Origin of the sequence: Tenacibaculum tangerinum, from assembly GCF_029853675.1 — a bacterium.
In the GTDB taxonomy this organism is placed as follows: domain Bacteria; phylum Bacteroidota; class Bacteroidia; order Flavobacteriales; family Flavobacteriaceae; genus Polaribacter; species Polaribacter tangerinum_A.
Genome location: NZ_CP122539.1, coordinates 1,435,854 through 1,459,156 on the forward strand (window position 1 = coordinate 1,435,854; position 23,303 = coordinate 1,459,156).

Consider the following 23,303-nt stretch of genomic DNA (forward strand, 5'->3'; position numbering starts at 1 on the left):
TACCCTTTTCAACTTTCTGACTTTATAACTTGTAAATTTAAGTTGGTTAATTTCCTTTTTTATAATCTTCTAGGAATTTAGCCAAACCGATATCTGTTAATGGGTGTTTTAGCAATCCTTCAATAGCACTTAAAGGTCCTGTCATTACATCAGCACCAATCTTAGCACAATCGATAATGTGCATGGTATGACGTACAGATGCTGCTAAAATCTCTGTTTCAAACATGTAATTGTCGTAAATATGACGAATCTCAGCGATTAGGTTTAAACCGTCTGTAGAAACATCGTCTAAACGACCTATAAAAGGAGACACATAGGTCGCCCCTGCTTTTGCAGCCAATAATGCTTGACCCGCTGAAAACACTAAGGTTACATTTGTTTTGATTCCTTTTTCAGAAAAATATTTACAGGCTTTTATACCGTCTTTAATCATTGGTAATTTTACCACAATTTGAGGATTTAAAGCAGCTAACGCTTCTCCTTCTTTTACCATTCCGTCAAAATCAGTTGAAATTACCTCGGCAGATACGTCTCCTTCTACGATATCACAAATTGCTTTGTAATGATTGATAATATTTTCCTCTCCTGTAATTCCTTCTTTAGCCATTAACGACGGATTGGTTGTTACTCCATCTAAAATACCTAAAGCTTGTGCTTCTCTAATTTGATCTAAGTTAGCGGTGTCAATAAAAAATTTCATTTGTATATAATTATGTAGTTGTGTCCTAATTTTTAGTTTTTAAGAGAATTCAACTCTTTATAAAACAATTTTATAAGTTGTAATTTTTGTTGTTTTCTAATTGTGTGCGAATTTACAATTTATAATGATTCATTAGCAGTTTTTCGTAAACTTTATCGGGTAATATTCTTTTTAATACGATAGAAAACTTCTCCATAAAGCCTCCAACTTTGTAGTGAATTTTAGGGTTCTTGTTTTCAATGATTTTACAAATTGCCGTTGCCATGATTCTTGGGTCTGCTCCTGAATCGACGTGAGCATCCATCAACGCTAAGTTCTCGGCATATTTTTCTTTGTAGGCAGAATCTTCAAAAATGGGCGTATGGTATCTTCCTGCTGCAATATTGGTAGCAAAATCTCCAGGTGCTACGTTCACCACGGTTATTCCGAAACTTTTTACCTCCATACTCAATGCCTCTGTTACCAACTCTAATGCTCCTTTACTTGCCGAATAAATTCCTCTAAACGGTAACCCCATATACCCTGCTATAGAAGTTGTATTGATAATCGTTCCTGATTTTTGGGTACGCATGTGAGGTAACACCGCTTTTATAACGTCTATTGCTCCAAAAAAGTTAGTATTAAAGTTCTCTTTCATTGCTGCTGTCGGAGTATCTTCAATAGGTCCTGTAATTCCTTTTCCCGCATTGTTTATAAGTACGTCTATTTTTCCTTCCGCAGTAATTACTTCAGTAACTGCTTTTTTTATAGATGCTGCATCGGTTACATCCAAGGCCACCATTTGAAATGGAGTACTACCTTTTTTAGGGTTTCTACTGGTTCCGTAAACGGTATACCCTTTATCGTGCAGATAGTTCGCTATTGATTCTCCTATTCCTGAAGAAGCTCCTGTTATGAAAACTATTTTAGACATTATTCTTATTTTGGGCAAATATCTTAAAGTTAGCTTCAATAAAAAAACTTTAAAAATGTATCTTAATTTTACGTCTTAGGAATATGTACTATAAAAGTATATGTTTCACGGTAATTTCAACCAAAGGTTACAAGAAGAAATGTACACAAAGTGCATAACCACCTACTGGGGATTTTGCAATTATAAAATTCCTTCGGTTTATATACAAAATCGACCATGCAAATTAATCTTGCATGTATCATATAATGTGTTTCTCAACTTCGCATTACACGAAAAAGCTGTATTGTAGAAAGTCGAAAAAGAATAGACAGCGACTAACTTTACTCCAATCCTTCCATTTCAGCATCGTAGAAAGCTCCTGCAGCTTCAATAAGTTTTTCCAACTCATTCGCTAAATCTTGCTCATTTTCATTAGCCAAGTCTTCAAACCACTCAACTTCATCATCTTTTAAGTTAATTAAAAAACGAGGATATTCTGTATGCAGCACAAAGATATCTTCCGGGTGCTCGCTGTTATCGGCTAATAAAAATTTAGGTAAGTTCATCGTGTTTCGTTTTAATCAATTGTAAAGTTAATTTATTAAATCGTATAAATAATAAAATGGCAGCTGTTGTTAATCCGGCAAGTAAGCCAAGCCAAATACCAAAGCTGCCATATTTTTCTGCCGTGCCTAAGAAAAAACTAATAGGAAAACCTACTATCCAATACGATATAAAAGTGATGAGTGTGGGTATGGCAACATCTTGTAAACCACGCAATGCTCCCAGCACTACGACTTGAATACTATCGCTTATTTGAAAAAATGCAGCGGCTATTAATAAATTTGCTGCTATTTTCATTACTTCCATATTGTCTTCATAATTCGTTGCGTCGTTTACATCAACGTACAAACTTGGCAACCATTCGTGAAATGCAAAAAACAAAGTGGCAAATATCGTTGCCAAAATCGTTCCTAGTAAAAATATAGAAAATGCTATCCTTCGCAATTCTTTGTAGTTTTGCAATCCTTTTTGATTTCCTACCCTTATCATTGAGGCTACACTCAACCCTGTGGCTACCATAAATGTCATTGAAGATAAATTTAAAGCTATTTGATTCGCTGCTTGAGGGTTTTTTCCTAACAAGCCACTTAACCATATTGCCGCCGTAAAAATAGCTACTTCAAAAAACATTTGCATGGCACTCGGTGTCCCCAAATTGATAATCTTTCGAAGCATCAACGTATCTAACACAAAGAATTTAATATTGGTTACCAAACGTTTAGAACATTCTTTTTTACTTAACAACCACCATAAATAGAGTACCATTACAAACCGTGATAAAAGAGTTCCGTAAGCAGCTCCTACAATTCCTAATTTAGGAAATCCAAACTTTCCATAAATTAATATATAGTTTAGTAACACATTAAGCACATTGGCTAATAACGTAGCGTACATAGGATAGCGAGTCATAGACATGCCATCACTAAATTGTTTAAATCCCTGAAAAACAATCATTGGAATTAACGAAAAAGCCACCAAGTCTAAATACGGAATTGCCAATTCGACCACTTCAGCTGGCTGTTTCATTAAATACATTAATGGTTTCGAAAAAAAATTCCTAAAAAGAGTACAATTCCAATTACGGTACACAAAAAAAGTCCGTGTTTAAAAGTAGACTTTGCTTGTGAAAAATTATTAGAAGCATCGGCTGATGCAATGAGTGGAGTAATTGCCGTCGAAAAACCAATACCTAATGACATAGCAATAAACATAAAACTATTACCCAATGAAACCGCTGCCAATTCAGCAGTTCCCAATTGCCCTACCATAATATTATCAATAAAACTCACAAAGGTATGCCCTAACATACCCAGCATAACTGGCGTTGCAAGTTGTAAGTTATACCTAAACTCAGAAGTATACTGTTGTAAATTCAATTTCTTGGTTTTTCGACATGCGAAGATAACTTTTTTCAAGGAGCGTTGCGTTTATCTTCTTCATTTTTTAATTAATTTAACTACCTTTGATTTTCAAAAAAACAAATACGATATGGCTACGATAACACTACAAGGAAATGAAATAGAAACGATAGGTAACCTGCCTGAAAATGGTAGTGAAGCGATTGATTTTTTGTTAGTCGCTACAGATTTATCAACTAAAAAACTAAGTGATTTTAGCGGTTCTAGATTGATTTTAAACATCTTTCCAAGTATCGATACAGGTACCTGCGCTACTTCAGTTAGAGAATTTAATAAAAGAGCTGCCGAATTAGAAAACACCAAAGTTTTGTGTATTTCGAGAGATTTACCATTTGCTCAAAACCGCTTTTGTGGTGCAGAAGGTATTGAAAATGTGGTAATGTTATCAGATTTCGCAGCAGGTAGATTTGGTAAAGATTACGGTTTAGAAATCGTTACAGGTCCGCTAGCTGGCTTGCATTCTCGTTGTATTGTTATTATTGACGAAAATGGCAAGATACTATACTCTGAGCAAGTAAATGAAACTGCAGATGAACCTAATTACGATGCTGCACTAAAAGCACTTTAAAAGAATATATGAAGAATCCGAATGACGGCTTTTTAAGAGGACGCATACGTAGTATAAAATTTGCTCTAAGAGGAATGTGGCTGTTAATTATTACAGAAGACAGTATCAAAGCACAACTGTTCTTTGGTATTATTGCCACTTTATTAGGTTTTTATTTTCAAATTTCTACTACCGAATGGATGATTCAAACGCTGATAATTGGACTCGTTTTGGTAGCAGAAGCTTTGAATACTGCTATTGAAAAGTTAGCAGATTTTATACACCCTGATTATCATAAAAAAATAGGTTTTATTAAAGATATTGCTGCTGGTGCTCCAGCATTTGCAGCAATCATCTCTTTAATTATAGCTGTAATAATTTACCTTCCTAAAATAATAGCTATATTGTAGCGTTCAATTTATTTCTAACAAAAATACATGGCAAGAAAAAAAACAACTGTTCGTGAGAAACAGCCTAAAAAATCTATCTTTAAAAGAATAAAAAACTTTTTTTCTAACAGACAAAATCAAACTATTATTGGTTTTTTTCTGTTACTGTTTTCTATATTTTTAACTGTAGCTTTTATTTCTTTTTTCTTTTCTTGGCAAGAAGATCAAAGCACGCTGAATCAATTTACAGACAAAACGGTTCTTGCTAAAAATTTATTAGGTAAAATAGGAGCACAATTAAGTGATTTTTTGGTGTATAGAGGTTTCGGTCTGGGCGCTTTTATTATTCCTATAACATTGTTCTTAACTGGTGCTAGAATATTGCTAAAAACCAATTTAAAGAGAATTGTTACTTCTTGGAATTGGAGTATTTTAATGATGCTTTGGTTATCTACGGCACTAGGTTTTGTTGAAAAAAAGCACGCACTATTATCAGGTGTTATTGGATTTGAGCTCAATGAATATTTACAAACTTTTTTAGGCAAAACAGGGTTAACCATTTTACTAATTTTCTTCTTCATTGCCTATTTAATCATTCGTTTTAGCATTACCCCAGAGGTTATTGGCGAGAAAATTCAGAATAGCAAAAAAGAAAGCAGCCTTGAAGATGCTTCTACAACACCCCAAAACGAAACTACTGCTATAAACGATATTGAAGACGCTGAAAAAGAACCTATTCAAAAAGACAAATCTAATTTTGAAGTATCCTTAGAGAATTTACAACCGACGATTACAAACTATTCTGGTATCGATAAAAATTCAGAAAACACACAAAAAGATGAAATTACCTTAAACGTTATACAAACGAACGAGCCCACAACAAAAGTATCAGAACAAACACAGAGAGAAGTAGAAGTTGCCATTGAAAAAATAGCAGAAGAAAAAAGTGTTTCTGAAAATTTATCTGACCAACTTATTAAAGACTTTGGCGAATTTGACCCCACCCTAGAGCTCGGAAACTTTAAATTTCCAACTTTTAACTTACTAAAAGAATACAACGAAAGCATTTCTATAGACCCAACAGAACTCGAAGCAAATAAAAATCAAATTGTAGAAACTTTAAAAAACTATAAAATTGGTATTGCACAAATTAAAGCTACGGTTGGTCCTACTATTACGTTGTATGAAATTGTACCTGAAGCTGGGGTGCGTATTTCTAAAATTAAAAACTTAGAAGACGATATCGCCCTATCACTTTCAGCATTAGGCATACGTATTATCGCTCCTATTCCTGGGAAAGGAACCATTGGTATCGAAGTACCCAATAAGAAGGCAACCATTGTTTCTATGCACTCGGTAATTTCTTCAAAGAAATTTCAAGAATCACCTATGCAACTTCCCATAGCTTTAGGAAAGACCATTTCAAACGAAACCTTTGTCATCGATTTAGCGAAAATGCCTCACTTACTCATGGCGGGTGCTACAGGACAAGGAAAATCGGTAGGACTAAACGCTATCTTAACCTCACTTCTGTATAAAAAACACCCTGCTGAAGTGAAATTTGTACTGGTTGACCCTAAGAAAGTAGAATTGACATTATTCAACAAAATAGAACGTCATTACTTAGCAAAATTGCCAGATGATTCTGAAGCCATTATTACCGATACAACCAAGGTAGTGAATACCTTAAACTCATTGTGTATTGAAATGGATAACCGTTACGACTTACTCAAAAATGCCATGGTTCGTAACCTTAAAGAATACAATGCGAAATTTAAGGCTCGAAAACTAAATCCTGAAAACGGACACCGATTCTTACCATACATCGTATTGGTAATTGATGAGTTTGCCGATTTAATTATGACCGCGGGTAAAGAAGTAGAAACTCCTATTGCGCGTTTGGCACAATTAGCTCGTGCCATTGGTATTCATTTAATCGTGGCAACCCAACGTCCGTCAGTAAACGTAATTACAGGTATTATCAAAGCGAACTTCCCTTCTAGAATTGCCTTTAGAGTGACTTCAAAAATTGACTCTAGAACGATTTTAGATGCTCCAGGAGCAGATCAATTAATTGGTCGAGGAGATTTATTATATTCTGGAGGAAATGATATTATACGTATTCAATGTGCTTTTGTAGACACCCCAGAAGTCGAAAAAATAACCGATTTTATTGGTTCTCAAAGAGCATATCCAGAGGCATATTTGTTACCAGAATACGTTGATGATGAAGGTGGCACAAATCTTGATATTGACATTGAAGACAGAGACAAACTGTTTAAAGAAGCTGCTGAAATTATTGTAACAGCACAACAAGGTTCGGCATCGTTATTGCAACGTAAGTTAAAGTTAGGATACAATCGTGCTGGTAGATTAATTGACCAACTAGAAGCAGCAGGCATTGTAGGTCCTTTCGAAGGTAGCAAAGCGCGACAAGTGCTAATACCTGATTTGATTGCTTTAGAGCAATTATTAGAAAATGAAAAAGAATTAATAATTAAAACTATTCCGAAACTGGAAACAAGAAAGAAGATGAAAAAAATAGGAGTATTATTTATTGGATTGTGTGTTAGTATGAGCACTATGGGACAAACAAATTCTTCAGAAGCGAAGAAATTGCTCAATGAAGTTTCAGCCAAAATGGGTGCTTATAAAAATATGGTTATTGGTTTTAGCTCTTCATTAATAAATAAAGAAGCAGGCATTACCAACGACCCTCCAATTAGAGGTGAAATTACCTTGGCAGGAGAAAAATACAACTTAGATTATTTAGGAAATACGTTTATTTTCGACGGAAAAAAACTTGTGGTTATTAATAAAGATGAAAAAGAAATAAGTATTAATAACGGAAACTTAGACGATGAAGACGGTTTCATTTACCCTTCAAAATTACTAACCTTTTATAAAGAAGGGTACAATTATCAAATGGGCGCTTTAGAAAACAGTAACGGACGTAGAGTGCAATACATCAACTTAACTCCTATAGATAGCAACTCTGATATTGTAAAAGTTAAGTTAGGTATCGATGCAAAAACAAAGCACATTTACAAATTAACACAAATAGGTTCTAATGGTTCAGAAACCACCTTTACCATTACCAAATTTAAAAGCAACCAACCTATATCTGCTCAGCTTTTTTCTTTTGATAGAACAAAGTATGCCAAACAAGGATATTACATAGACTAAAAAAACAACAAAAGTTTTGTTTCTGATTTACTTATAAAATCATTAACAAAACTTTTATGTTTATATCCCGCTAACCTACTACCTTTGCATCTGTGAAAACATTAGACAGATATATATTAAAAAGCTTTTTAATACCATTTTTAGCCACCTTCTTTATCATTTTATTTGTACTGGTAATGCAAGCACTGTGGCTCGCTTTCGATAATTTTGCTGGTAAAGGTATAAGCGTAGGAATTATTTTAAAATTCCTATGGTACACCACCCTTATTGTAGCTCCGCAAGCGTTGCCCATTGGTGTTTTACTATCTTCTATTATGACGCTGGGTAGCCTATCTGAAAACTACGAATTTGCCGCAGCAAAATCTGCTGGAGTATCTTTACAACGCATGGTTCGTCCTATTGTTTTCTTAGCTATTTTTTTAAGCGGAATTAACTTTCTGTTTCTTAATTACGTATACCCTTATGCTATGTTAAAGCAATTAAACATGAAGGTAAATATTAAGAAGAAACAACCTGCCATTGCTTTAGTTGCGGGTGGATTTAATACTGAAATTCCGAATTTTCAAATAAAATTCAAAGAAAAATATGGCGAAGAAGACAATCTTTTAAAAGAGGTCATGATCTATGATTTGTCTTCCAAAAAAGGAAATAACAAAATTATAACTGCAAAGAAAGGGGAGATTCTTTCAGAAGATGGAAGTCGTTACATGACGTTAATTTTAAAAGACGGATACTACTTTGAGCATCACGAAAAAGTAGGAATGCCTTTTAAAGAGCGTGAAAAAATGGCAGCCTCTTATGCCGATTTTGAAAAGTATACTATAAATATTGATATCTCTTCTTTTAATGATGATGATATTGACGATTTAAAGTATACTAAAAACTTTAATATGTTAAGTTTAAAACAATTAAACGACACCTTACCTACCCTAAAACGAGACTACGATGCCTTTGTGAGCAGTAGAGCTAAAAACTTATTTTTAAGTATTGATATAGAAGACCTACACCAATACCCTGATTCTTTAATAAACAAGGAGTTATCACTTAACATTCTCGATAATTTTGATTTAAAAGAAAAAAGAAATATTCTCTCTATAGCTACCTCAAAGTTAGAGCGTACGATCAACAACAATAATTCTAACAAAGAAACCTTAAAAAACAAACGAAAGTATTTAAACTTATACGATATTGAGTTTTACAATCGCGTAGCCTTTTCGCTTTCTTGCTTATTGCTTTTCTTTATTGGAGCCCCTTTGGGTTCTATTATCAGAAAAGGAGGTATGGGAATGCCTATGATTTTAGCTATTTGTATTTATGTTTTATACTTTTTCTCCAATACTTTCGGAAGAAACCTAGCCGAAGAAAGCTCTTTAACCGCCATTTTTGGCTCTTGGCTAAGTGTGTTTTTAATGCTACCTTTGGCAATTACGTTAACGGTGAGAGCTACCAAAGACAAAGGACTATTTGATGTGAATAGCTTTTTTGCTCCAATACAAAACTTTGTAAAAAACTTATTCTCAAAAAAAGAGAAAAACGCAACATAATGACAACACAAACCACAACGAACATTCAATTAAATACTATTGAAGAAGCCATAGAAGATATTAAAAACGGTAAAGTTATTATCGTGGTTGATGATGAAGATCGAGAAAATGAAGGTGATTTTTTAGCAGCAGCTGAAAAAATTACTCCAGAAATGATTAATTTCATGGCAACACACGGTCGTGGATTAATTTGTACGCCCCTTACTGAAACTCGTTGTAAAGAGTTGGAGTTAGACATGATGGTTAGTAACAATACCGACCCTATGGAAACGGCGTTTACCGTATCGGTAGATTTACGTGGAAATGGAGTTACTACAGGTATTTCTGCTTCTGATAGAGCCAAAACCGTACAAGCCTTAATAAATCCTGATACGAAACCTTTTGATTTAGCTCGACCTGGACATATTTTTCCTTTAAAAGCTAAAACTGGAGGGGTATTACGTAGAACTGGGCATACCGAAGCTGCTATCGACTTTGCGCGTTTGGCTGGTTTACAACCCGCTGGTGTTATTGTTGAAATTATGAATGAAGACGGTACCATGGCACGCTTACCTCAACTAATGAAAGTAGCTGAAAAATTTGATTTAAAAATCGTTTCTATTGAAAATTTAGTAGCGTACCGAATGGAGCACGATTCGTTAATTGAAAAGAAAGAAGATTTTAATATACAAACTCGTTTTGGAGATTTTCGCTTACATGCTTACCAGCAAACTACCAATAACCAAATTCATATTGCTTTAACCAAGGGAACTTGGAGTAAAAATGAACCTGTTTTAACACGTATAAATTCTACGTTGGTAAACAACGATATTTTAGGAACCTTAACTAACAATGCCGATCAAAAATTAGATCAAATGTTTAAGGTGATTAATGACGAAGGCAGAGGTGCTATTATATTTATTAACCAACAAATGCAAGCGTTAAATTTATTAAACAGACTTCGTGGCTTAAAAGAAAACCAAGAAAAAGGAGAACTAAAAGCTCCTAATGTTGTGATGGATAATAAAGATTTTGGTATTGGCGCACAGATTTTACACGATTTACACATTCATAAACTACGTCTTGTTTCTAATACCAAACAAGCCAAACGTGTGGGTATGATTGGTTACGGACTGGAGATAGTTGATTACGTAAACTACTAATTATAAACATAAAAAAAAACGGAGTTAACAGTTAACTCCGTTTTTTTTTATGTTTGAAACCCGTCTCAACAAACTTTCAGTAAAAGCGATGGTAATGCGCTATTCAGGTGTTTTTACTAACTTTTCTTGTCTATTAGCCCCTATTTTTTGCAAAACAAAAAACACAAAGCCTCCTGCAAAATACAACATAACATCTATTACATCGGCTGTATATCTCGAATAATAGTTGGGTAAAATAAGTTCGAATACTATTGAATATACAACACAGATATACAATATCACTCCCAAAGAAATTTGATAGCTCTTATCTCCCCTGCTCCACTGCAAAATAAAAAGGCAAATGGTAAGTACAATAGGAATGATTAAAAAATCATTTACGTAATTATTCACGACACTTGGTAATTTAACCCCCAGCTTTTGAGCACTGTAAATAAGAGTCCCTACAGTTACTGATATTATAAAGTAGTATGGAAGTGCTTTTTGTTGCATATAATTCTATCCTGCTGCTACCATGGCTATGATCCATGCTATAAATGCACCAATGGCACTTACCAACAAGTACCCTGAATATAAAATCCATCCAACAATTTTATACAACCAAAACGGATGGTTTTTTAAACGTTCTGCGATATTTGGATTGCTAATTTTTTCTTGTGCCTTTTTCAGCTCTTTTTCTTTGTATGCTGTAGCTTTTTGTGCTCGTTTCTTTTCAAAAGAAATAAGGGTATTGCAGTTTTTGCAATAATCTCTGTTAGTATTAAAAACACCGCAATTAGGGCATTTAACGTTTCTAGTAATTGCCATTATTTTATTCTTCTCTAAAACTATACTTGTTTTTATTCTTGTAAGGACGTATGATAAGCCTTGTTTCTCTATCAAAACGGATATAATTATACACCCAATTCATAAATACAATTACTTTATTTCTAAATCCTATGAGAGAAAACAGATGTACAAACATCCAAACAAACCAAGCAAAAACTCCCTGAAACTTCCACTTAGGCAAATCAACTACTGCTTTATTTCTTCCTATCGTTGCCATAGAGCCTTTATCGTGATATACAAATGGTTTTTGTTTTTTATTATTCAGCTTTGCTAATATATTTTTTCCCAGTAATTTTCCTTGTTGAATGGCAGGTTGTGCCATCATTGGATGTCCATAGGAATAGTTTTTGGTCTCCATACACGCTACGTCTCCGATAGCATAAATATTGTCATACCCTATTATTTTATTGTATTCATCTACTTTAAATCGATTGGCTCTTTCAACCATACAAACATTCTTTAAACCATTAACAGCAGCTCCTTTTACTCCTGCTGCCCAAATTACAGTTTGTGCTTTGAAGTGATCTTCTCCGTTTGTGGTTACTGTTTCACCATCATAGTCTAACACACGAAGGTCTTTCCATACATCTACTCCGAGTTTTATTAAAAAATCTTCAGCATTTTCAGAGGCTTTGTTACTCATGCCTTTTAACAATTCTCCAGAACTTTGAATAAGATTAATTTTCATCTGACGAATATCCAAATCTGGATAATCTTTAGGAAGTATTCCTTTTTTCATTTCTGCTAGTGCTCCTGCCAATTCGACCCCAGTTGGTCCTCCTCCAACAATTACAAAATTCATCAATGCTAAGCGCTTTTCTAAATCGGTTTCTAGCAATGCTTCTTCAAAATTTTCTAATACCAAACTACGAATATTCAATGCTTGCGGAACCGATTTCATTTCCATAGCATACTTTTGAATATTGGTATTTCCAAAAAAATTAGTAGTAGATCCCGTAGCAATAATCAACTCGTCATATTCTAAATTACCTATAGTAGTTTCTACTGTATTAATTTCTGCATTAATATTGGTAACTTTTGCCAATCTGAAATAAAAATTTTCAATATCATTAAATCGCTTTCGCAAAGGAAATGCAATACTATCAGGCTCTAAGCCCCCAGTTGCCACTTGGTATAATAATGGTTGAAAAGTATGGTAATTATGTTTATCTATTAAAACAACTTGCAATTCTTGATTTTCTAATGCTCTTGCAGCAGCCAATCCTGCAAACCCTCCTCCTACAATAATTACTCTTGGAAAACTTGTTTGAGGTATATTCATCTTATACTAAATTTTGTAAAAAACAAATTTAACTAAAAGAGAAGTGAGTTGGTTAAAATTTATTTTTTAGTTTTACGGAAGTCTCCAAAAATTTATTAATCAAACTGAAAGTGCCATGTTTCATTTCTTAAAAAAGAAAAAAGTAAAGAGTTTAACTATTGAATGCGATACAGACCTTATTCTTATAAATGGTAAACCTCTTACTTTTCCTACTAATCACTCCTCTTTAATTGAGGTGTTAGGAAAACCAAGTAGAGTACTCAAGAAAAGCAACGATTGCATTATTTGGGATTCGCATGGTATTTTTTGTGGATATACAGATGAGGATCATATTTTATCTATAAATATTTATCAGAATAAAAAAGATAGAAGTGAGTATAATACAAAACAACAATTTAAAGGAAAACTTATTTTGAATAACGAAAATATAACTAACAAAGAATTTGGTAAAATATCTTTAGGAAAAGTGGCTATTCACAGACTTGGTAGAGAAAATGATATGCGCTTTGGTTTTAGTATTGGAGTGAATAGAAGTTATAAAGAGTTATAATTCTAACTTTAATTGTTGTAAGCTCTTATCAGAATGAATTAGTTTTTCTATCAATTTCTTTCTTAATACTTCAATATCTTCTTCGTAATAACGTGCCCATTTGTACTCTTTAAATAGTGACTGAATTTGCTTTAACCGTTGGTGCGCAAACTCAGAATTCATTAAAAACCGATTGCTTTCTAGAGTGTTTTGAACTCTTTTTATGCTTGCCTTACCTTCTCGATAATTTACCTCTAAGTAAAACACTTTATCTGCACTATTTAACGGATAAAAATTAGACCAATTGGCATACCCCACATAATACTTTTGATTTTTATAATTTTCAATGCCTTGAATTTTCCATCGGCAATTGGCAACTCTTCCCCAATGATTGGAATAGCGAAAAACACCTTCTTTTGTATAATAGTAGTAACTTCCTGATTTACTTTGAAAATGCGCTTTCATCTCCTCAAAAAAATTAATGCGCTGCATTTCAAACTCACAATACGTACCTCTATAAAAATTGAATTTATGATACTCCATTAATTTCCAAAAGCAGTTAGTACTATTCTTCTTTTACCGCCATGATTTCTATGTTCTCCTAAATACACTCCTTGCCAAGTTCCTAAATTAAGTCGTCCATTGGTTATTGGAATTTGTACCTGACATCCTAACATGGAACTTTTAATATGTGCAGGCATATCATCGGCACCTTCGTAGTCGTGTTGATAATACGGCATATTTTCAGGAATCATTTTGTTGATATGCGACTCGAAATCTATTCGTACTGTCGAATCTGCATTCTCATTAATGGTTAAACTTGCAGAGGTGTGTTTTATGAATGCTTGAAACTGTCCGATTTTTATATTTTTAAGCTCAGGAAGTGCATTGAGTAAAGTATCTGTAATTAGATGATATCCTCTAGCAAAGGCAGGTAATTGAATTTCTTTTTGGTAAAATTTCATATAGCAAAAATAAAAAAGCCACTGAACGTATTCAATGGCTTTTCGTTTTATTTTGAATTCTTGAAATAAGTTTAAATTACTTTACTTCTTCGAAATCTACATCTTCTACATTATCACCTTCAGAAGAAGCACCTGCATCAGCATTTCCTTCTGCACCTGCTGCTCCGTTAGCTTGTGCGTCTTGTTGTGCTTTATACATTTCTTCAGAAGCAACTTTCCAAGCTTCGTTAATCTTTTCCATTGCAGTATCAATTGCTGCAATGTCTTTAGATTCATGAGCTTTCTTTAAGTCTTCTAAAGCAGCTTCGATTGGCTCTTTTTTATCTGCTGATAACTTATCACCAAACTCTTTTAATTGCTTTTCTGTTTGGAAAATCATAGAATCTGCTCCGTTAATTTTTTCGGCAGTTTCTTTTGCTTGCTTATCCGCTTCAGCATTTGCCTCAGCATCAGCTTTCATCTTCGCAATTTCTTCATCTGTTAATCCAGAAGAAGCTTCAATACGAATGTTTTGAGATTTTCCTGTTGCTTTATCTGCTGCAGATACGTTGATGATTCCGTTGGCATCAATATCAAAAGTTACTTCAATTTGAGGTACTCCTCTTGGTGCTGGTGGAATATCAGTTAATTGGAAACGACCAATGGTTTTGTTATCTGCTGCCATCGCTCTTTCACCTTGTAATACGTGAATATCTACCGATGGTTGGTTGTCTACTGCTGTAGAGAATACTTGCGACTTTTTCGTTGGAATGGTTGTATTTGCATCGATTAATTTTGTAAATACATTCCCCATTGTTTCAATCCCTAATGATAACGGTGTTACGTCTAATAATAATACGTCTTTTACATCACCTGTTAACACACCTCCTTGAATGGCTGCTCCTAACGATACCACTTCGTCTGGGTTTACCCCTTTACTTGGCGCTTTACCAAAGAACTTCTCAACTGCTTCTTGAATTGCAGGGATACGAGTTGAACCTCCTACTAAGATAATCTCATCGATATCAGAAGTTGATAAATCAGCATTTTTTAACGCTGTTTGACAAGGCTCAATAGTTCTTTTTACTAAATCGTCGATTAATTGCTCAAACTTAGCTCTACTTAATGTTCTTACCAAGTGTTTTGGACCACTAGCTGTTGCAGTGATATATGGTAAGTTAATTTCTGTAGAAGTCGTGCTCGATAATTCAATCTTCGCTTTTTCAGCAGCTTCTTTTAAACGTTGTAATGCCATAGGATCTTTACGTAAATCCATATTTTCTTCGGCCTTAAACTCTTCTGCTAACCAGTTGATGATTTTTTCATCTACATCATCACCTCCTAAATGTGTATCTCCATCAGTAGCTAATACTTCAAATACACCGTCTCCTAATTCTAAGATAGAAACGTCGTGTGTACCTCCACCAAAGTCGAATACTACAATCTTCTTATCTTGACTTGCCTTATCTAACCCGTAAGCTAAAGCTGCTGCGGTAGGTTCATTGATGATACGACGAACTTTTAAACCTGCAATTTCTCCTGCTTCTTTAGTTGCCTGACGTTGTGCATCGTTAAAGTAAGCTGGTACGGTAATTACCGCTTCAGAAACTCCTTGACCTAAGTAGTCTTCAGCAGTTTTCTTCATTTTCTGCAAAATCATTGCAGAAATTTCTTGCGGTGTATACAAACGATCATCAATCTTTACTCTTGGTGTATCGTTGTCTCCTTTTACTACTTCATAAGGAACTCTTTCTGCTTCTCTTTGAGACTCAGAATATTTATTCCCCATAAAACGTTTGATAGAATAAACTGTTTTTGTTGGGTTCGTTACTGCCTGACGCTTTGCAGGATCTCCTACTTTACGCTCTCCCCCTTCTACAAACGCAACGATAGAAGGAGTTGTTCTTTTTCCTTCTGAATTTGGAATTACTACTGGCTCATTTCCTTCCATTACAGACACACATGAGTTTGTAGTACCTAAATCTATACCTATAATTTTACTCATAATTTTTATTTATCTTTTTTAAAAGTTTTAAATTCAATTTTACGAGTATGTAGTAGTCAAAGTGTGTGCCATTGGTTTTTTACCTTTATTTTGACAGAAAAACAAGTAAAACAAGTTATTTTTTATGACAGAGTGTCATTAATCGACATTATTTAGGTACGATTCGTACACCATGATTATGTTCGCAAATGTATTCTGCAATGCGTGTTTTGTTTCTTGCGCATTTTTAAATTCTGCTTTTGTAATACCTTCTTCTAATTGAGGAGTTAAACTTCTTTCATAATTAGAAAACATTAAATACCAATGCGTTTCTTTTAATCGGTATTCATTTTGTTGTATAAACAAATGATAGGTAATAAGTAGTTTTCGTTTAATAATTAGTTTTTCAATACCACACTCTTCTTCAACTTCTCTTATCGCAGCTTCCTCTAAATCTTCTCCCTCTTCTACACGTCCTTTGGGCAAATCCCATTTATCGGCTCTGTAAATAAATAACAACTCCCTATTTTTATTCAAAACCAGTCCCCCAGCAGCAGTAATCATTTTGAAATGAACTTTAAAGTTTAACCAGTCTTTTGTAAAATCGTTAGAATAGAGATAAACCCCTTCTAATTTACCTACTTTTAACCTGTAGATTAGTTCTTCTATAATTATATTTTTGCAGATAAAGACAGGAAAATCTTCTTCATTTTTAAGTGAAGTTGTAAAGATTATTGGCTTATCATTAACAAAAACTTTATACATTTGTGCTATGGATTTCAACAAAGATACAGCAAAAAAAACTGCCGAGCTTCTTTTGCAAATTAAGGCTATAAAATTAAGCCCACAAGAGCCTTTTACATGGGCTTCTGGCTGGAAATCGCCTATTTATTGCGACAATAGAATTACATTATCGTACCCACCTGTTAGAAACTTTTTAAAGCAAGAAATTGCGAAACTAGTAGAAAATAAACATGGTAAACCTGATGTAATTGCAGGTGTTGCAACAGGCGCTATTGCTATTGGTATACTTGTGGCTCAAGAGCTAGGAGTGCCTTTTGTGTATGTAAGACCCGAACCTAAAAAGCACGGTAGGCAAAACCAAATTGAAGGGCATCTAGAAAGAGGTCAGAATGTAGTAGTCGTTGAAGATTTAATTAGTACAGGAAAAAGTAGCTTAAATGCTGTAAAAGCGTTGAAAGAAGCACATGCCAATGTAAAGGGAATGGTTGCTATTTTTTCTTACGGATTTAATGTTGCCACGGAAAATTTTAAAAATGACAATGTAGAGCTTACTACTCTTAGTAATTACGAATATTTATTAGAACAAGCTTTAGACAGTAAGTATATTACCGATGAAGAATTGCAAACTTTAGAAGATTGGAGAGTTGCTCCTAGTAAATGGAATCAAAACGACAATTAACAACACAATAATGAATATAGAAGGAAATACAGTAACTGTACAAAAATCATCTAAAGATGTATTTGAATTTTTAACTAAATTAGAAAACTTTGAACAGCTAATGCCCGAAAACACTCAAAAGTTTGAAGTAGACGGCGATAGCTTTATTTTTGGTTTAAAGGGCATGCCAGAAATTCGATTGGTAATGAAAGAAAAAACTGAGTATTCTAATGTTACCTTGGGTGCTGCCAGTAGTAAAATACCTTTTACGTTAGCTGCTGATATCAGTGAAGTTACTAATAATGAAAGTCAGGTTACGTTAAAATTTAATGGTGAGTTTAACGCAATGATGGCAATGATGGTAAAAGCTCCCTTAACGAAGTTTATTGGTACTTTGACCGAAAATTTAGAAAAATTATAACATAGCAAACGAAATTTCTTTCAATCCAAATTCTTGAACTGTTTCGTTTTCTAGTTCTATTTGGAGATTTCCACTCTTTGAGACTCCAATTATTTTACCCATAAATAAAATGTTCTGACTGTTTTTAAACATTGTTGGAACATTTTTTTTGTATAACTTCTCTAAGTAAGCTTTCTCTAATGTGGCATACTCTTTTTTATCCAACAACGTAATATATTCCTTTAACCTACGTAACATATCGTTTAACAAGGTATCAAGATTTGTTTCTTTTCCTATTATTTTTTTTACTGAAGTCGCATTTGGTAAGCTTTCTGGAAAACAATCTTGGTTTACATTCACACCAATACCTAGTACAGAAGAAACGATATTGCTTCCTTTTAGCATATTTTCAATTAATATACCTGCTATTTTTTTATTCTCTGACAGAATGTCGTTAGGCCATTTTATTGACAAACTTGGTATACTTAATGTTTTCAAGGCATCAAAAACACTCAACGAAACACAAAAATTCAAATACTTATGATTTTCAACAGCCAAGTCTATAAACCTTGAAAACACACTGAAAGTAAGGTTTTTACCCTCTTCAACAATCCATTCAGAATTCATTTGTCCTCTACCCTTCATTTGTGTTTTTGCAACTACCACCGTAAAATCATCTACTACCACTGATGACACCATATTCTTTAAAAAGGTGTTTGTAGACTCGATGGCATCAAGTTTGATTATTTTCATCTACATTTAATGAGTAAAACAAGTATCAATATTACACAAATTACTCGCAAAAAAATAATAACTTTGCTAAAATTTAATTTTTTTTAATGACAATAAAACAAACAAACACAGACGATCTTATAGCTGTGATTATTAAAGGGATTGATGATGTAAAAGGAGAGGATATCCAATTACTTGATTTAAGAGAGATAGAAAACACTGTTTGTGATTATTTTGTAGTTTGTTCTGCTAATTCGAACACACAAGTTAATGCCATTTCGGGATCTGTACAAAAAATGGTAAGCAAAGAACTTAAAGACAAACCTTGGCATATTGAAGGACAAGGTAATTCTGAATGGGTTCTTATGGATTACGTTAATGTTGTTGTACATATCTTTCAAAAACAAGTTCGTGAATTTTACGACATTGAAAGTCTTTGGGGAGACGCAAAAATTACAGAAATCAACCCAGCATAATTGCTAACATTTTATACACCTTTTTATGAGTGATAATAAAAAAAATGCGCCAAAATTTAGTTTCAGTTCATTTTGGCTATACATACCAATAATAGTTATTTTACTAGGATTAAGTTTTTTCAATTCTGGCAACTTAGGTTCTCGTAACATTTCAAAAAACGAGTTCACTAAAATTCTTCAAGCAAATGATATTAAAGAGATTGTTGTAGAAAACAACAATGTTGCTCAAATATTTTTAAAGTCTGAAGCCGAGAAAAAAGAAGACCACAAAAAATTAACAGATTCTCCTTTTTACAGAAAAGGAGCGCCTTTATACACCTATAATTTCGGAGATTTACAAAACTTTGAAAACGAAATTAATAGAGAAAAGGAAGAAAAAAATCTTGATTTTGATAAGGTAAATGTAGAAAGAACTAGCATGATGGATACCATCATTAGCTTTCTTCCTTTTATTTTATTAATTGTTATTTGGCTTTTCTTTATGAGAAGAATGTCTGGTGCTGCCGGTGGTGGCGGTGCTGGAGGGCAAATCTTTAATATTGGTAAATCGAAAGCCAAGCTTTTTGATGAAAACACCAAAGTAAAAACGACCTTTAAAAATGTAGCTGGCTTAGAAGGAGCTAAAGAAGAGGTACAAGAAATTGTAGACTTCTTAAAGAGCCCAGAAAAATACACCAAGTTAGGAGGTAAAATTCCGAAAGGAGCCTTGTTAGTTGGTCCTCCTGGTACAGGTAAAACCTTATTAGCAAAAGCTGTTGCTGGTGAAGCAGGTGTACCGTTTTTCTCTTTATCGGGTTCTGATTTTGTTGAAATGTTTGTAGGAGTTGGTGCCTCTCGTGTACGTGATTTATTTAAACAAGCGCAACAAAAATCTCCTTCCATTATTTTTATTGATGAAATTGATGCTATCGGGCGTGCAAGAGGTAAAAATAGTATGACAGGCGGTAACGATGAACGTGAAAACACCTTGAATCAATTACTTACTGAAATGGATGGTTTTGGTACCGATACGAATGTTATTGTATTGGCTGCAACCAACCGTGCAGATGTTTTAGATAAAGCCTTGATGCGTGCTGGTCGTTTTGACCGTCAAATTTATGTTGATTTACCAGATTTACATGAGCGTAGAGAGATTTTTGAGGTACATATCAAACCTTTAAAATTAGCTGCCAATGCCGATTTAGAATTTTTGGCACAACAAACACCTGGATTCTCGGGTGCCGACATTGCGAACCTATGTAACGAGGCTGCTTTAATTGCCGCTAGAAAAGGTAAGGAAGCTATTGAACATCAAGATTTTTTAGATGCTGTCGATAGAATTGTTGGTGGTTTAGAAAAGAAAAATAAAGTAATTACTCCTAAAGAGAAAAAGGTAATTGCTTTTCATGAAGCTGGTCACGCAACCGTTAGTTGGATGTTAGAGCATGCTGCTCCGTTAGTTAAAGTTACCATTGTACCTCGTGGACAATCATTAGGTGCCGCATGGTATCTTCCTGAAGAAAGAAAAATTGTTCAGACGGAACAAATGCTTGATGAAATGTGTGCCACAATGGGAGGAAGAGCAGCCGAAAAAATAATTTTTAATAAAATTTCTACAGGGGCATTGAGTGATTTAGAAAAAGTTACCAAACAAGCACGTGCCATGGTAACTGTATACGGTTTGAATGAGAAGGTAGGTAATATTACTTACTATGATTCTTCTGGAAATGATGCTTTTGTTAAGCCTTACAGTGAAGCTACGGCTAAAAAAATTGATGAAGAAATTTCTGAATTAATCGAAACTCAATACCAAAGAGCCATCGAAATACTTGATGAAAACAGAGATAAATTAACACAACTTGCTGATTTATTACTTGAAAGAGAGGTTATTTTTAAAGATGATTTAGTAAAAATCTTTGGAGAAAGACCTTTCGGAAAGAAGCAAGAACCTGAAATTACAACTGAAGAATAGTTTTTTATTTTAATGAATTTTTTCAAGAAATTATTTAAAACATATCAAGAATCATCTAAAGAAAAGAAAACCAACGAACAAGAGGTTAATTTATCTTTAGATGATTCTTTTGTTCATCATTTTATTAATAAAGGAGGGAAATTTTTATATTGCACTTCGATGAGCGAAGTAAGTAATAATTTGAAGAAAATTTTACAGGAGAATCACTGGAATAAGGTAACATGTACTGATTTTGATTTACTAAAAATTACGAAAGAAAATAATATTTCTGTACAAAGCCACTTCTCAACATCAACTCCTTTCTTTACATCATGTGAACATTTAATTGCAGATAAAGGAGACATTTTATTCTCTTCTAATCAGTTAGGTAGTCTCAAGCTAGCTTCAGTCTCTAAGCATTTTATTGTATATGCTACCACAAGCCAATTTGTAAAAAATACAAGTGAAGGATTAACAGGTATAAAAACACACTTTAGTGGCAATATACCCACTAACATTAGTTCTGTAAAGAATTATAATTTTGAAGTAGAAGATGATAATTTCTTAAGTTATGGTAACAATAACACAAAAGATTTATATTTGCTACTCTTTGAAGACCTTTAAAATATGTCTAACTTTTTTATAAGAATCTTTTCTGCATTAGTATATGCTATGCTCTTTATCTCTGCTATTCTTTTCTCAGCAGAAACATACATAGGATTATTAGTAATATTTGCTAGTGTCTGCATTTGGGAACTTTCTAAAATAATCAAATTAAAAAGTGTTATTCCTTATATTCTTATAGCTTTGGCAGCATATATATCAGTACAAAAACTAGGTTTTAAATACAATCCCTTTTTACTGGCTATTAATTTAGTAGGATCTTTTATTTTGATATATTTACTTATCTCTTCTAAACCTATAATTATCAATACTTTTAGTCGAAAAAATTTTTTACAGTTTATATATTTACTATTGCCGTTTTACTTTTTAATGAATCTTCCTTTCGTTAACAATACGTATCATCCCAACATTATTATTTACATAATGCTTATTATTTGGACCAATGATAGTTTTGCTTTTTTAGTTGGTAAAAGCTTCGGAAAGCGTAAACTTTTTGAAAAAGTTTCTCCTAAAAAAACAGTCGAAGGGTTTATTGGTGGTTTATTATTTTCTGTTATAGCAGGGTTAATCATAGGTTACTATTCAGGGATTTTATCTATATTAGATTGGGGTATCATAGCTATTATTGTTGCTATTTTCGGATCGTTAGGAGATTTAGTAGAGTCTAAACTTAAAAGACAAGCCAAAGTAAAAGATAGTGGTACTATAATGCCCGGACATGGAGGGTTATTAGACAGGTTAGACAGCTTGTTTTTCCTTGCTCCATTCGTATATTTGTATTTACATTACATCGTATAAAACTGTCTCTTTAAATAATTATTCCGCTTTATGGAAGAAGATGATTTAGATTTTAAATTTAAAGAAGCTTATAAAATAGCATCTGAATTAGAGGAAAAACTTCCTCCCGATGTTATGCTAAGGCTATATGCTTACTACAAACAAGCTGTAAAGGGAGATCGATTTACTTTTAATGATAACAGCGATATACGAAATGCTTTCAAATTTAATGCTTGGATGCAACTAAGAGGTATGGAAGAGCACGAAGCAAAAAAAGAATACATCAAACTAGTAAATTCAATTATAAAATAAATCTCATGAAAAAAATTATTTATTCTTTAGCTATCTGTTTTACAGCTTTTCAAATAATTTCTTGTAAATCAGAAGCAAAAAAAGAAACAGAAACTACCAACCAAGAAGTTACCACCGAAAAAAAAGCTGCATTTGTACTACAAGATGCTGATAATTCAATAAACTGGACTGCATATAAAACTTCTGAAAAAGTACCTGTAAAAGGAGAATTTCAAAAGGTAACTATTACAGCAGGTGGTGAGGCTAGCACAGCTAAAGAAGCTATTCATAATGCTGAATTTTCTATTCCTGTAAGTAGTGTTTTTACAAAAGATACCAGTAGAGATTTCAAAATTAGAAAATTTTTCTTTGGGGTAATGGATCAAACAGAATTGCTTTCAGGAAAGTTAGTCTTAGAAAATGATTCTTTAGGATATGCTAACTTAACTATGAATGGTGTTACCAAAAAACTTCCTTTTAAGTACACTTTAAATGAAAAAACGTTTAACCTAAACACCACAATGAAAATTACCGACTGGCAAGCTGAAGAAGCGTTAAGTTCGTTAAACACTGCTTGTAAAGATTTACACAAAGGTGCTGATGGGGTTTCTAAAACTTGGGACGAAGTAGCTTTAAACATTACCTCTGTTTTTAAATAAAAATAGACTAGTATAGTGGTGTTCTAAAATAGATACACGGTTAATGATATTAATTTTAAATGCATT

Annotated in this window: 24 protein-coding genes and 3 pseudogenes; 15 read left to right on the forward strand and 12 right to left on the reverse strand. The window is 33.4% G+C overall.

The genetic code is table 11. The annotated features are described in order from the left end of the window. Positions 1 to 46 precede the first annotated feature (46 nt). The 4 genes and pseudogenes from fsa to P8625_RS06135 form a co-directional block, all read right to left on the reverse strand. Complete coding sequence (gene fsa / locus P8625_RS06120) at positions 47 to 700, reverse strand: fructose-6-phosphate aldolase (RefSeq protein ID WP_279652590.1); 654 nt, start codon at positions 698 to 700, stop codon at positions 47 to 49. 112 nt (positions 701 to 812) lie between these two features. Then, complete coding sequence (locus P8625_RS06125) at positions 813 to 1,613, reverse strand: SDR family oxidoreductase (protein WP_279652591.1); 801 nt, start codon at positions 1,611 to 1,613, stop codon at positions 813 to 815. A gap of 320 nt (positions 1,614 to 1,933) precedes the next feature. Next, a complete protein-coding gene (locus tag P8625_RS06130; protein ID WP_279652592.1) occupies positions 1,934 to 2,158 on the reverse strand; it encodes a hypothetical protein in 225 nt (74 codons plus the stop codon). After that, positions 2,145 to 3,532, reverse strand: a pseudogene (locus P8625_RS06135) (MATE family efflux transporter). Before P8625_RS06135 ends, P8625_RS06130 begins: the two are co-directional and overlap by 14 nt. A 112-nt stretch (positions 3,533 to 3,644) precedes the next feature. On the opposite strand from P8625_RS06135, the gene tpx reads away from it, so the two are divergent. The 6 genes and pseudogenes from tpx (at position 3,645) to ribB (ending at position 10,382) form a co-directional block, all read left to right on the forward strand. Further along, positions 3,645 to 4,142, forward strand: a complete 498-nt coding sequence (gene tpx, locus P8625_RS06140; RefSeq protein WP_279652593.1) for a thiol peroxidase — start codon at positions 3,645 to 3,647, stop codon at positions 4,140 to 4,142. 8 nt (positions 4,143 to 4,150) lie between these two features. After that, positions 4,151 to 4,531 (forward strand): diacylglycerol kinase family protein, encoded by a 381-nt coding sequence (locus tag P8625_RS06145; protein WP_279652594.1) that lies wholly within the window; start codon positions 4,151 to 4,153, stop codon positions 4,529 to 4,531. A gap of 27 nt (positions 4,532 to 4,558) precedes the next feature. Then, positions 4,559 to 6,997 (forward strand): annotated as a pseudogene (locus tag P8625_RS06150) (DNA translocase FtsK); the annotation flags it as partial. A gap of 303 nt (positions 6,998 to 7,300) precedes the next feature. Next, a pseudogene (locus tag P8625_RS06155) lies at positions 7,301 to 7,696 on the forward strand (LolA family protein); the annotation flags it as partial. Between the two features lie 92 nt (positions 7,697 to 7,788). After that, positions 7,789 to 9,240, forward strand: a complete 1,452-nt coding sequence (locus P8625_RS06160) for an LptF/LptG family permease (RefSeq protein ID WP_279652595.1) — start codon at positions 7,789 to 7,791, stop codon at positions 9,238 to 9,240. Beyond that, a complete protein-coding gene (ribB, locus tag P8625_RS06165) occupies positions 9,240 to 10,382 on the forward strand; it encodes a 3,4-dihydroxy-2-butanone-4-phosphate synthase (RefSeq protein WP_279652596.1) in 1,143 nt (380 codons plus the stop codon). Before P8625_RS06160 ends, ribB begins: the two co-directional genes overlap by 1 nt. Before the next feature lie 99 nt (positions 10,383 to 10,481). On the opposite strand, the gene P8625_RS06170 is transcribed toward ribB, so the two are convergent. Genes P8625_RS06170 through P8625_RS06180 form a run of 3 tightly spaced genes read right to left on the reverse strand, consistent with a single transcriptional unit; the run spans position 10,482 to position 12,489 of the window. Then, a complete protein-coding gene (locus P8625_RS06170) occupies positions 10,482 to 10,871 on the reverse strand; it encodes a hypothetical protein (protein WP_279652597.1) in 390 nt (129 codons plus the stop codon). A 6-nt stretch (positions 10,872 to 10,877) separates the two neighbouring features. Then, positions 10,878 to 11,186: a hypothetical protein gene (locus P8625_RS06175; protein WP_279652598.1), complete on the reverse strand. Its 309-nt coding sequence runs from the start codon at positions 11,184 to 11,186 to the stop codon at positions 10,878 to 10,880. Between the two features lie 4 nt (positions 11,187 to 11,190). Beyond that, positions 11,191 to 12,489 (reverse strand): NAD(P)/FAD-dependent oxidoreductase, encoded by a 1,299-nt coding sequence (locus P8625_RS06180; RefSeq protein WP_279652599.1) that lies wholly within the window; start codon positions 12,487 to 12,489, stop codon positions 11,191 to 11,193. 115 nt (positions 12,490 to 12,604) lie between these two features. Here P8625_RS06180 and P8625_RS06185 point away from each other — a divergent pair, with 115 nt between their 5' ends. Next, complete coding sequence (locus tag P8625_RS06185; protein WP_279652600.1) at positions 12,605 to 13,039, forward strand: DUF7738 domain-containing protein; 435 nt, start codon at positions 12,605 to 12,607, stop codon at positions 13,037 to 13,039. Here P8625_RS06185 and P8625_RS06190 read toward each other — a convergent pair. The 4 genes from P8625_RS06190 to P8625_RS06205 all read right to left on the reverse strand — a co-directional run bounded on the left by P8625_RS06190 (position 13,034) and on the right by P8625_RS06205 (position 16,711). Continuing rightward, complete coding sequence (locus tag P8625_RS06190; protein WP_279652601.1) at positions 13,034 to 13,561, reverse strand: hypothetical protein; 528 nt, start codon at positions 13,559 to 13,561, stop codon at positions 13,034 to 13,036. The two genes, P8625_RS06185 and P8625_RS06190, sit on opposite strands and share 6 nt — an antisense overlap. Continuing rightward, entirely contained in the window at positions 13,561 to 13,983 is a 423-nt protein-coding gene (locus P8625_RS06195) for a secondary thiamine-phosphate synthase enzyme YjbQ (protein ID WP_279652602.1), read from the reverse strand. The genes P8625_RS06190 and P8625_RS06195 overlap by 1 nt, the downstream gene beginning before the upstream one ends. 76 nt (positions 13,984 to 14,059) lie before the next feature. Then, on the reverse strand, positions 14,060 to 15,967 hold the full coding sequence (dnaK, locus tag P8625_RS06200; protein ID WP_279652603.1) for a molecular chaperone DnaK: 1,908 nt from the start codon (positions 15,965 to 15,967) through the stop codon (positions 14,060 to 14,062). 138 nt (positions 15,968 to 16,105) lie between these two features. After that, positions 16,106 to 16,711 carry an NUDIX hydrolase gene (locus tag P8625_RS06205; protein ID WP_279652604.1) on the reverse strand — a complete coding sequence of 202 codons (606 nt, stop codon included), beginning with the start codon at positions 16,709 to 16,711 and terminating at the stop codon, positions 16,106 to 16,108. A 7-nt stretch (positions 16,712 to 16,718) separates the two neighbouring features. On the opposite strand from P8625_RS06205, the gene pyrE reads away from it, so the two are divergent. Further along, positions 16,719 to 17,369: an orotate phosphoribosyltransferase gene (gene pyrE / locus P8625_RS06210; RefSeq protein ID WP_279652605.1), complete on the forward strand. Its 651-nt coding sequence runs from the start codon at positions 16,719 to 16,721 to the stop codon at positions 17,367 to 17,369. A 10-nt stretch (positions 17,370 to 17,379) separates the two neighbouring features. After that, positions 17,380 to 17,769, forward strand: a complete 390-nt coding sequence (locus tag P8625_RS06215; protein ID WP_279652606.1) for an SRPBCC family protein — start codon at positions 17,380 to 17,382, stop codon at positions 17,767 to 17,769. Here P8625_RS06215 and P8625_RS06220 read toward each other — a convergent pair. Beyond that, positions 17,764 to 18,501, reverse strand: coding sequence for a biotin--[acetyl-CoA-carboxylase] ligase (locus P8625_RS06220; protein ID WP_279652607.1), 738 nt, complete (start codon positions 18,499 to 18,501; stop codon positions 17,764 to 17,766). The genes P8625_RS06215 and P8625_RS06220 overlap by 6 nt on opposite strands. Before the next feature lie 86 nt (positions 18,502 to 18,587). On the opposite strand from P8625_RS06220, the gene rsfS reads away from it, so the two are divergent. From rsfS to P8625_RS06250, 6 genes are read left to right on the forward strand one after another with little or no spacing between them, the layout of a single operon-like run. Continuing rightward, complete coding sequence (gene rsfS / locus P8625_RS06225) at positions 18,588 to 18,956, forward strand: ribosome silencing factor (protein ID WP_279652608.1); 369 nt, start codon at positions 18,588 to 18,590, stop codon at positions 18,954 to 18,956. Positions 18,957 to 18,981: 25 nt separating this feature from the next. Continuing rightward, a complete protein-coding gene (gene ftsH, locus P8625_RS06230; protein ID WP_279652609.1) occupies positions 18,982 to 20,907 on the forward strand; it encodes an ATP-dependent zinc metalloprotease FtsH in 1,926 nt (641 codons plus the stop codon). A 12-nt stretch (positions 20,908 to 20,919) separates the two neighbouring features. After that, positions 20,920 to 21,510: an LUD domain-containing protein gene (locus tag P8625_RS06235; protein ID WP_279652610.1), complete on the forward strand. Its 591-nt coding sequence runs from the start codon at positions 20,920 to 20,922 to the stop codon at positions 21,508 to 21,510. Between the two features lie 3 nt (positions 21,511 to 21,513). Next, entirely contained in the window at positions 21,514 to 22,308 is a 795-nt protein-coding gene (locus P8625_RS06240; protein WP_279652611.1) for a phosphatidate cytidylyltransferase, read from the forward strand. Positions 22,309 to 22,338: 30 nt separating this feature from the next. After that, a complete protein-coding gene (locus P8625_RS06245; RefSeq protein WP_279652612.1) occupies positions 22,339 to 22,599 on the forward strand; it encodes an acyl-CoA-binding protein in 261 nt (86 codons plus the stop codon). A 5-nt stretch (positions 22,600 to 22,604) separates the two neighbouring features. After that, positions 22,605 to 23,237 carry a YceI family protein gene (locus P8625_RS06250; RefSeq protein WP_279652613.1) on the forward strand — a complete coding sequence of 211 codons (633 nt, stop codon included), beginning with the start codon at positions 22,605 to 22,607 and terminating at the stop codon, positions 23,235 to 23,237. The last annotated feature ends 66 nt before the right edge of the window (positions 23,238 to 23,303 follow it).

What these genes read in the sequence shown, in the direction of transcription:
- P8625_RS06145 (WP_279652594.1), top strand. Translation starts at nt 4,151, where the DNA reads ATGAAGAATCCGAATGACGGCTTTTTAAGAGGACGCATACGTAGTATA.
- tpx (WP_279652593.1), top strand. Translation starts at nt 3,645, where the DNA reads ATGGCTACGATAACACTACAAGGAAATGAAATAGAAACGATAGGTAAC.
- ftsH (WP_279652609.1), top strand. Translation starts at nt 18,982, where the DNA reads ATGAGTGATAATAAAAAAAATGCGCCAAAATTTAGTTTCAGTTCATTT.
- P8625_RS06245 (WP_279652612.1), top strand. Translation starts at nt 22,339, where the DNA reads ATGGAAGAAGATGATTTAGATTTTAAATTTAAAGAAGCTTATAAAATA.
- P8625_RS06235 (WP_279652610.1), top strand. Translation starts at nt 20,920, where the DNA reads ATGAATTTTTTCAAGAAATTATTTAAAACATATCAAGAATCATCTAAA.
- dnaK (WP_279652603.1), bottom strand. Translation starts at nt 15,967, where the DNA reads ATGAGTAAAATTATAGGTATAGATTTAGGTACTACAAACTCATGTGTG.
- pyrE (WP_279652605.1), top strand. Translation starts at nt 16,719, where the DNA reads ATGGATTTCAACAAAGATACAGCAAAAAAAACTGCCGAGCTTCTTTTG.
- P8625_RS06195 (WP_279652602.1), bottom strand. Translation starts at nt 13,983, where the DNA reads ATGAAATTTTACCAAAAAGAAATTCAATTACCTGCCTTTGCTAGAGGA.
- P8625_RS06125 (WP_279652591.1), bottom strand. Translation starts at nt 1,613, where the DNA reads ATGTCTAAAATAGTTTTCATAACAGGAGCTTCTTCAGGAATAGGAGAA.
- P8625_RS06130 (WP_279652592.1), bottom strand. Translation starts at nt 2,158, where the DNA reads ATGAACTTACCTAAATTTTTATTAGCCGATAACAGCGAGCACCCGGAA.
- P8625_RS06205 (WP_279652604.1), bottom strand. Translation starts at nt 16,711, where the DNA reads ATGTATAAAGTTTTTGTTAATGATAAGCCAATAATCTTTACAACTTCA.
- P8625_RS06180 (WP_279652599.1), bottom strand. Translation starts at nt 12,489, where the DNA reads ATGAATATACCTCAAACAAGTTTTCCAAGAGTAATTATTGTAGGAGGA.
- P8625_RS06250 (WP_279652613.1), top strand. Translation starts at nt 22,605, where the DNA reads ATGAAAAAAATTATTTATTCTTTAGCTATCTGTTTTACAGCTTTTCAA.
- P8625_RS06190 (WP_279652601.1), bottom strand. Translation starts at nt 13,561, where the DNA reads ATGGAGTATCATAAATTCAATTTTTATAGAGGTACGTATTGTGAGTTT.
- fsa (WP_279652590.1), bottom strand. Translation starts at nt 700, where the DNA reads ATGAAATTTTTTATTGACACCGCTAACTTAGATCAAATTAGAGAAGCA.
- P8625_RS06240 (WP_279652611.1), top strand. Translation starts at nt 21,514, where the DNA reads ATGTCTAACTTTTTTATAAGAATCTTTTCTGCATTAGTATATGCTATG.
- P8625_RS06215 (WP_279652606.1), top strand. Translation starts at nt 17,380, where the DNA reads ATGAATATAGAAGGAAATACAGTAACTGTACAAAAATCATCTAAAGAT.
- P8625_RS06170 (WP_279652597.1), bottom strand. Translation starts at nt 10,871, where the DNA reads ATGCAACAAAAAGCACTTCCATACTACTTTATAATATCAGTAACTGTA.
- P8625_RS06220 (WP_279652607.1), bottom strand. Translation starts at nt 18,501, where the DNA reads ATGAAAATAATCAAACTTGATGCCATCGAGTCTACAAACACCTTTTTA.
- rsfS (WP_279652608.1), top strand. Translation starts at nt 18,588, where the DNA reads ATGACAATAAAACAAACAAACACAGACGATCTTATAGCTGTGATTATT.
- P8625_RS06185 (WP_279652600.1), top strand. Translation starts at nt 12,605, where the DNA reads ATGTTTCATTTCTTAAAAAAGAAAAAAGTAAAGAGTTTAACTATTGAA.
- P8625_RS06175 (WP_279652598.1), bottom strand. Translation starts at nt 11,186, where the DNA reads ATGGCAATTACTAGAAACGTTAAATGCCCTAATTGCGGTGTTTTTAAT.
- ribB (WP_279652596.1), top strand. Translation starts at nt 9,240, where the DNA reads ATGACAACACAAACCACAACGAACATTCAATTAAATACTATTGAAGAA.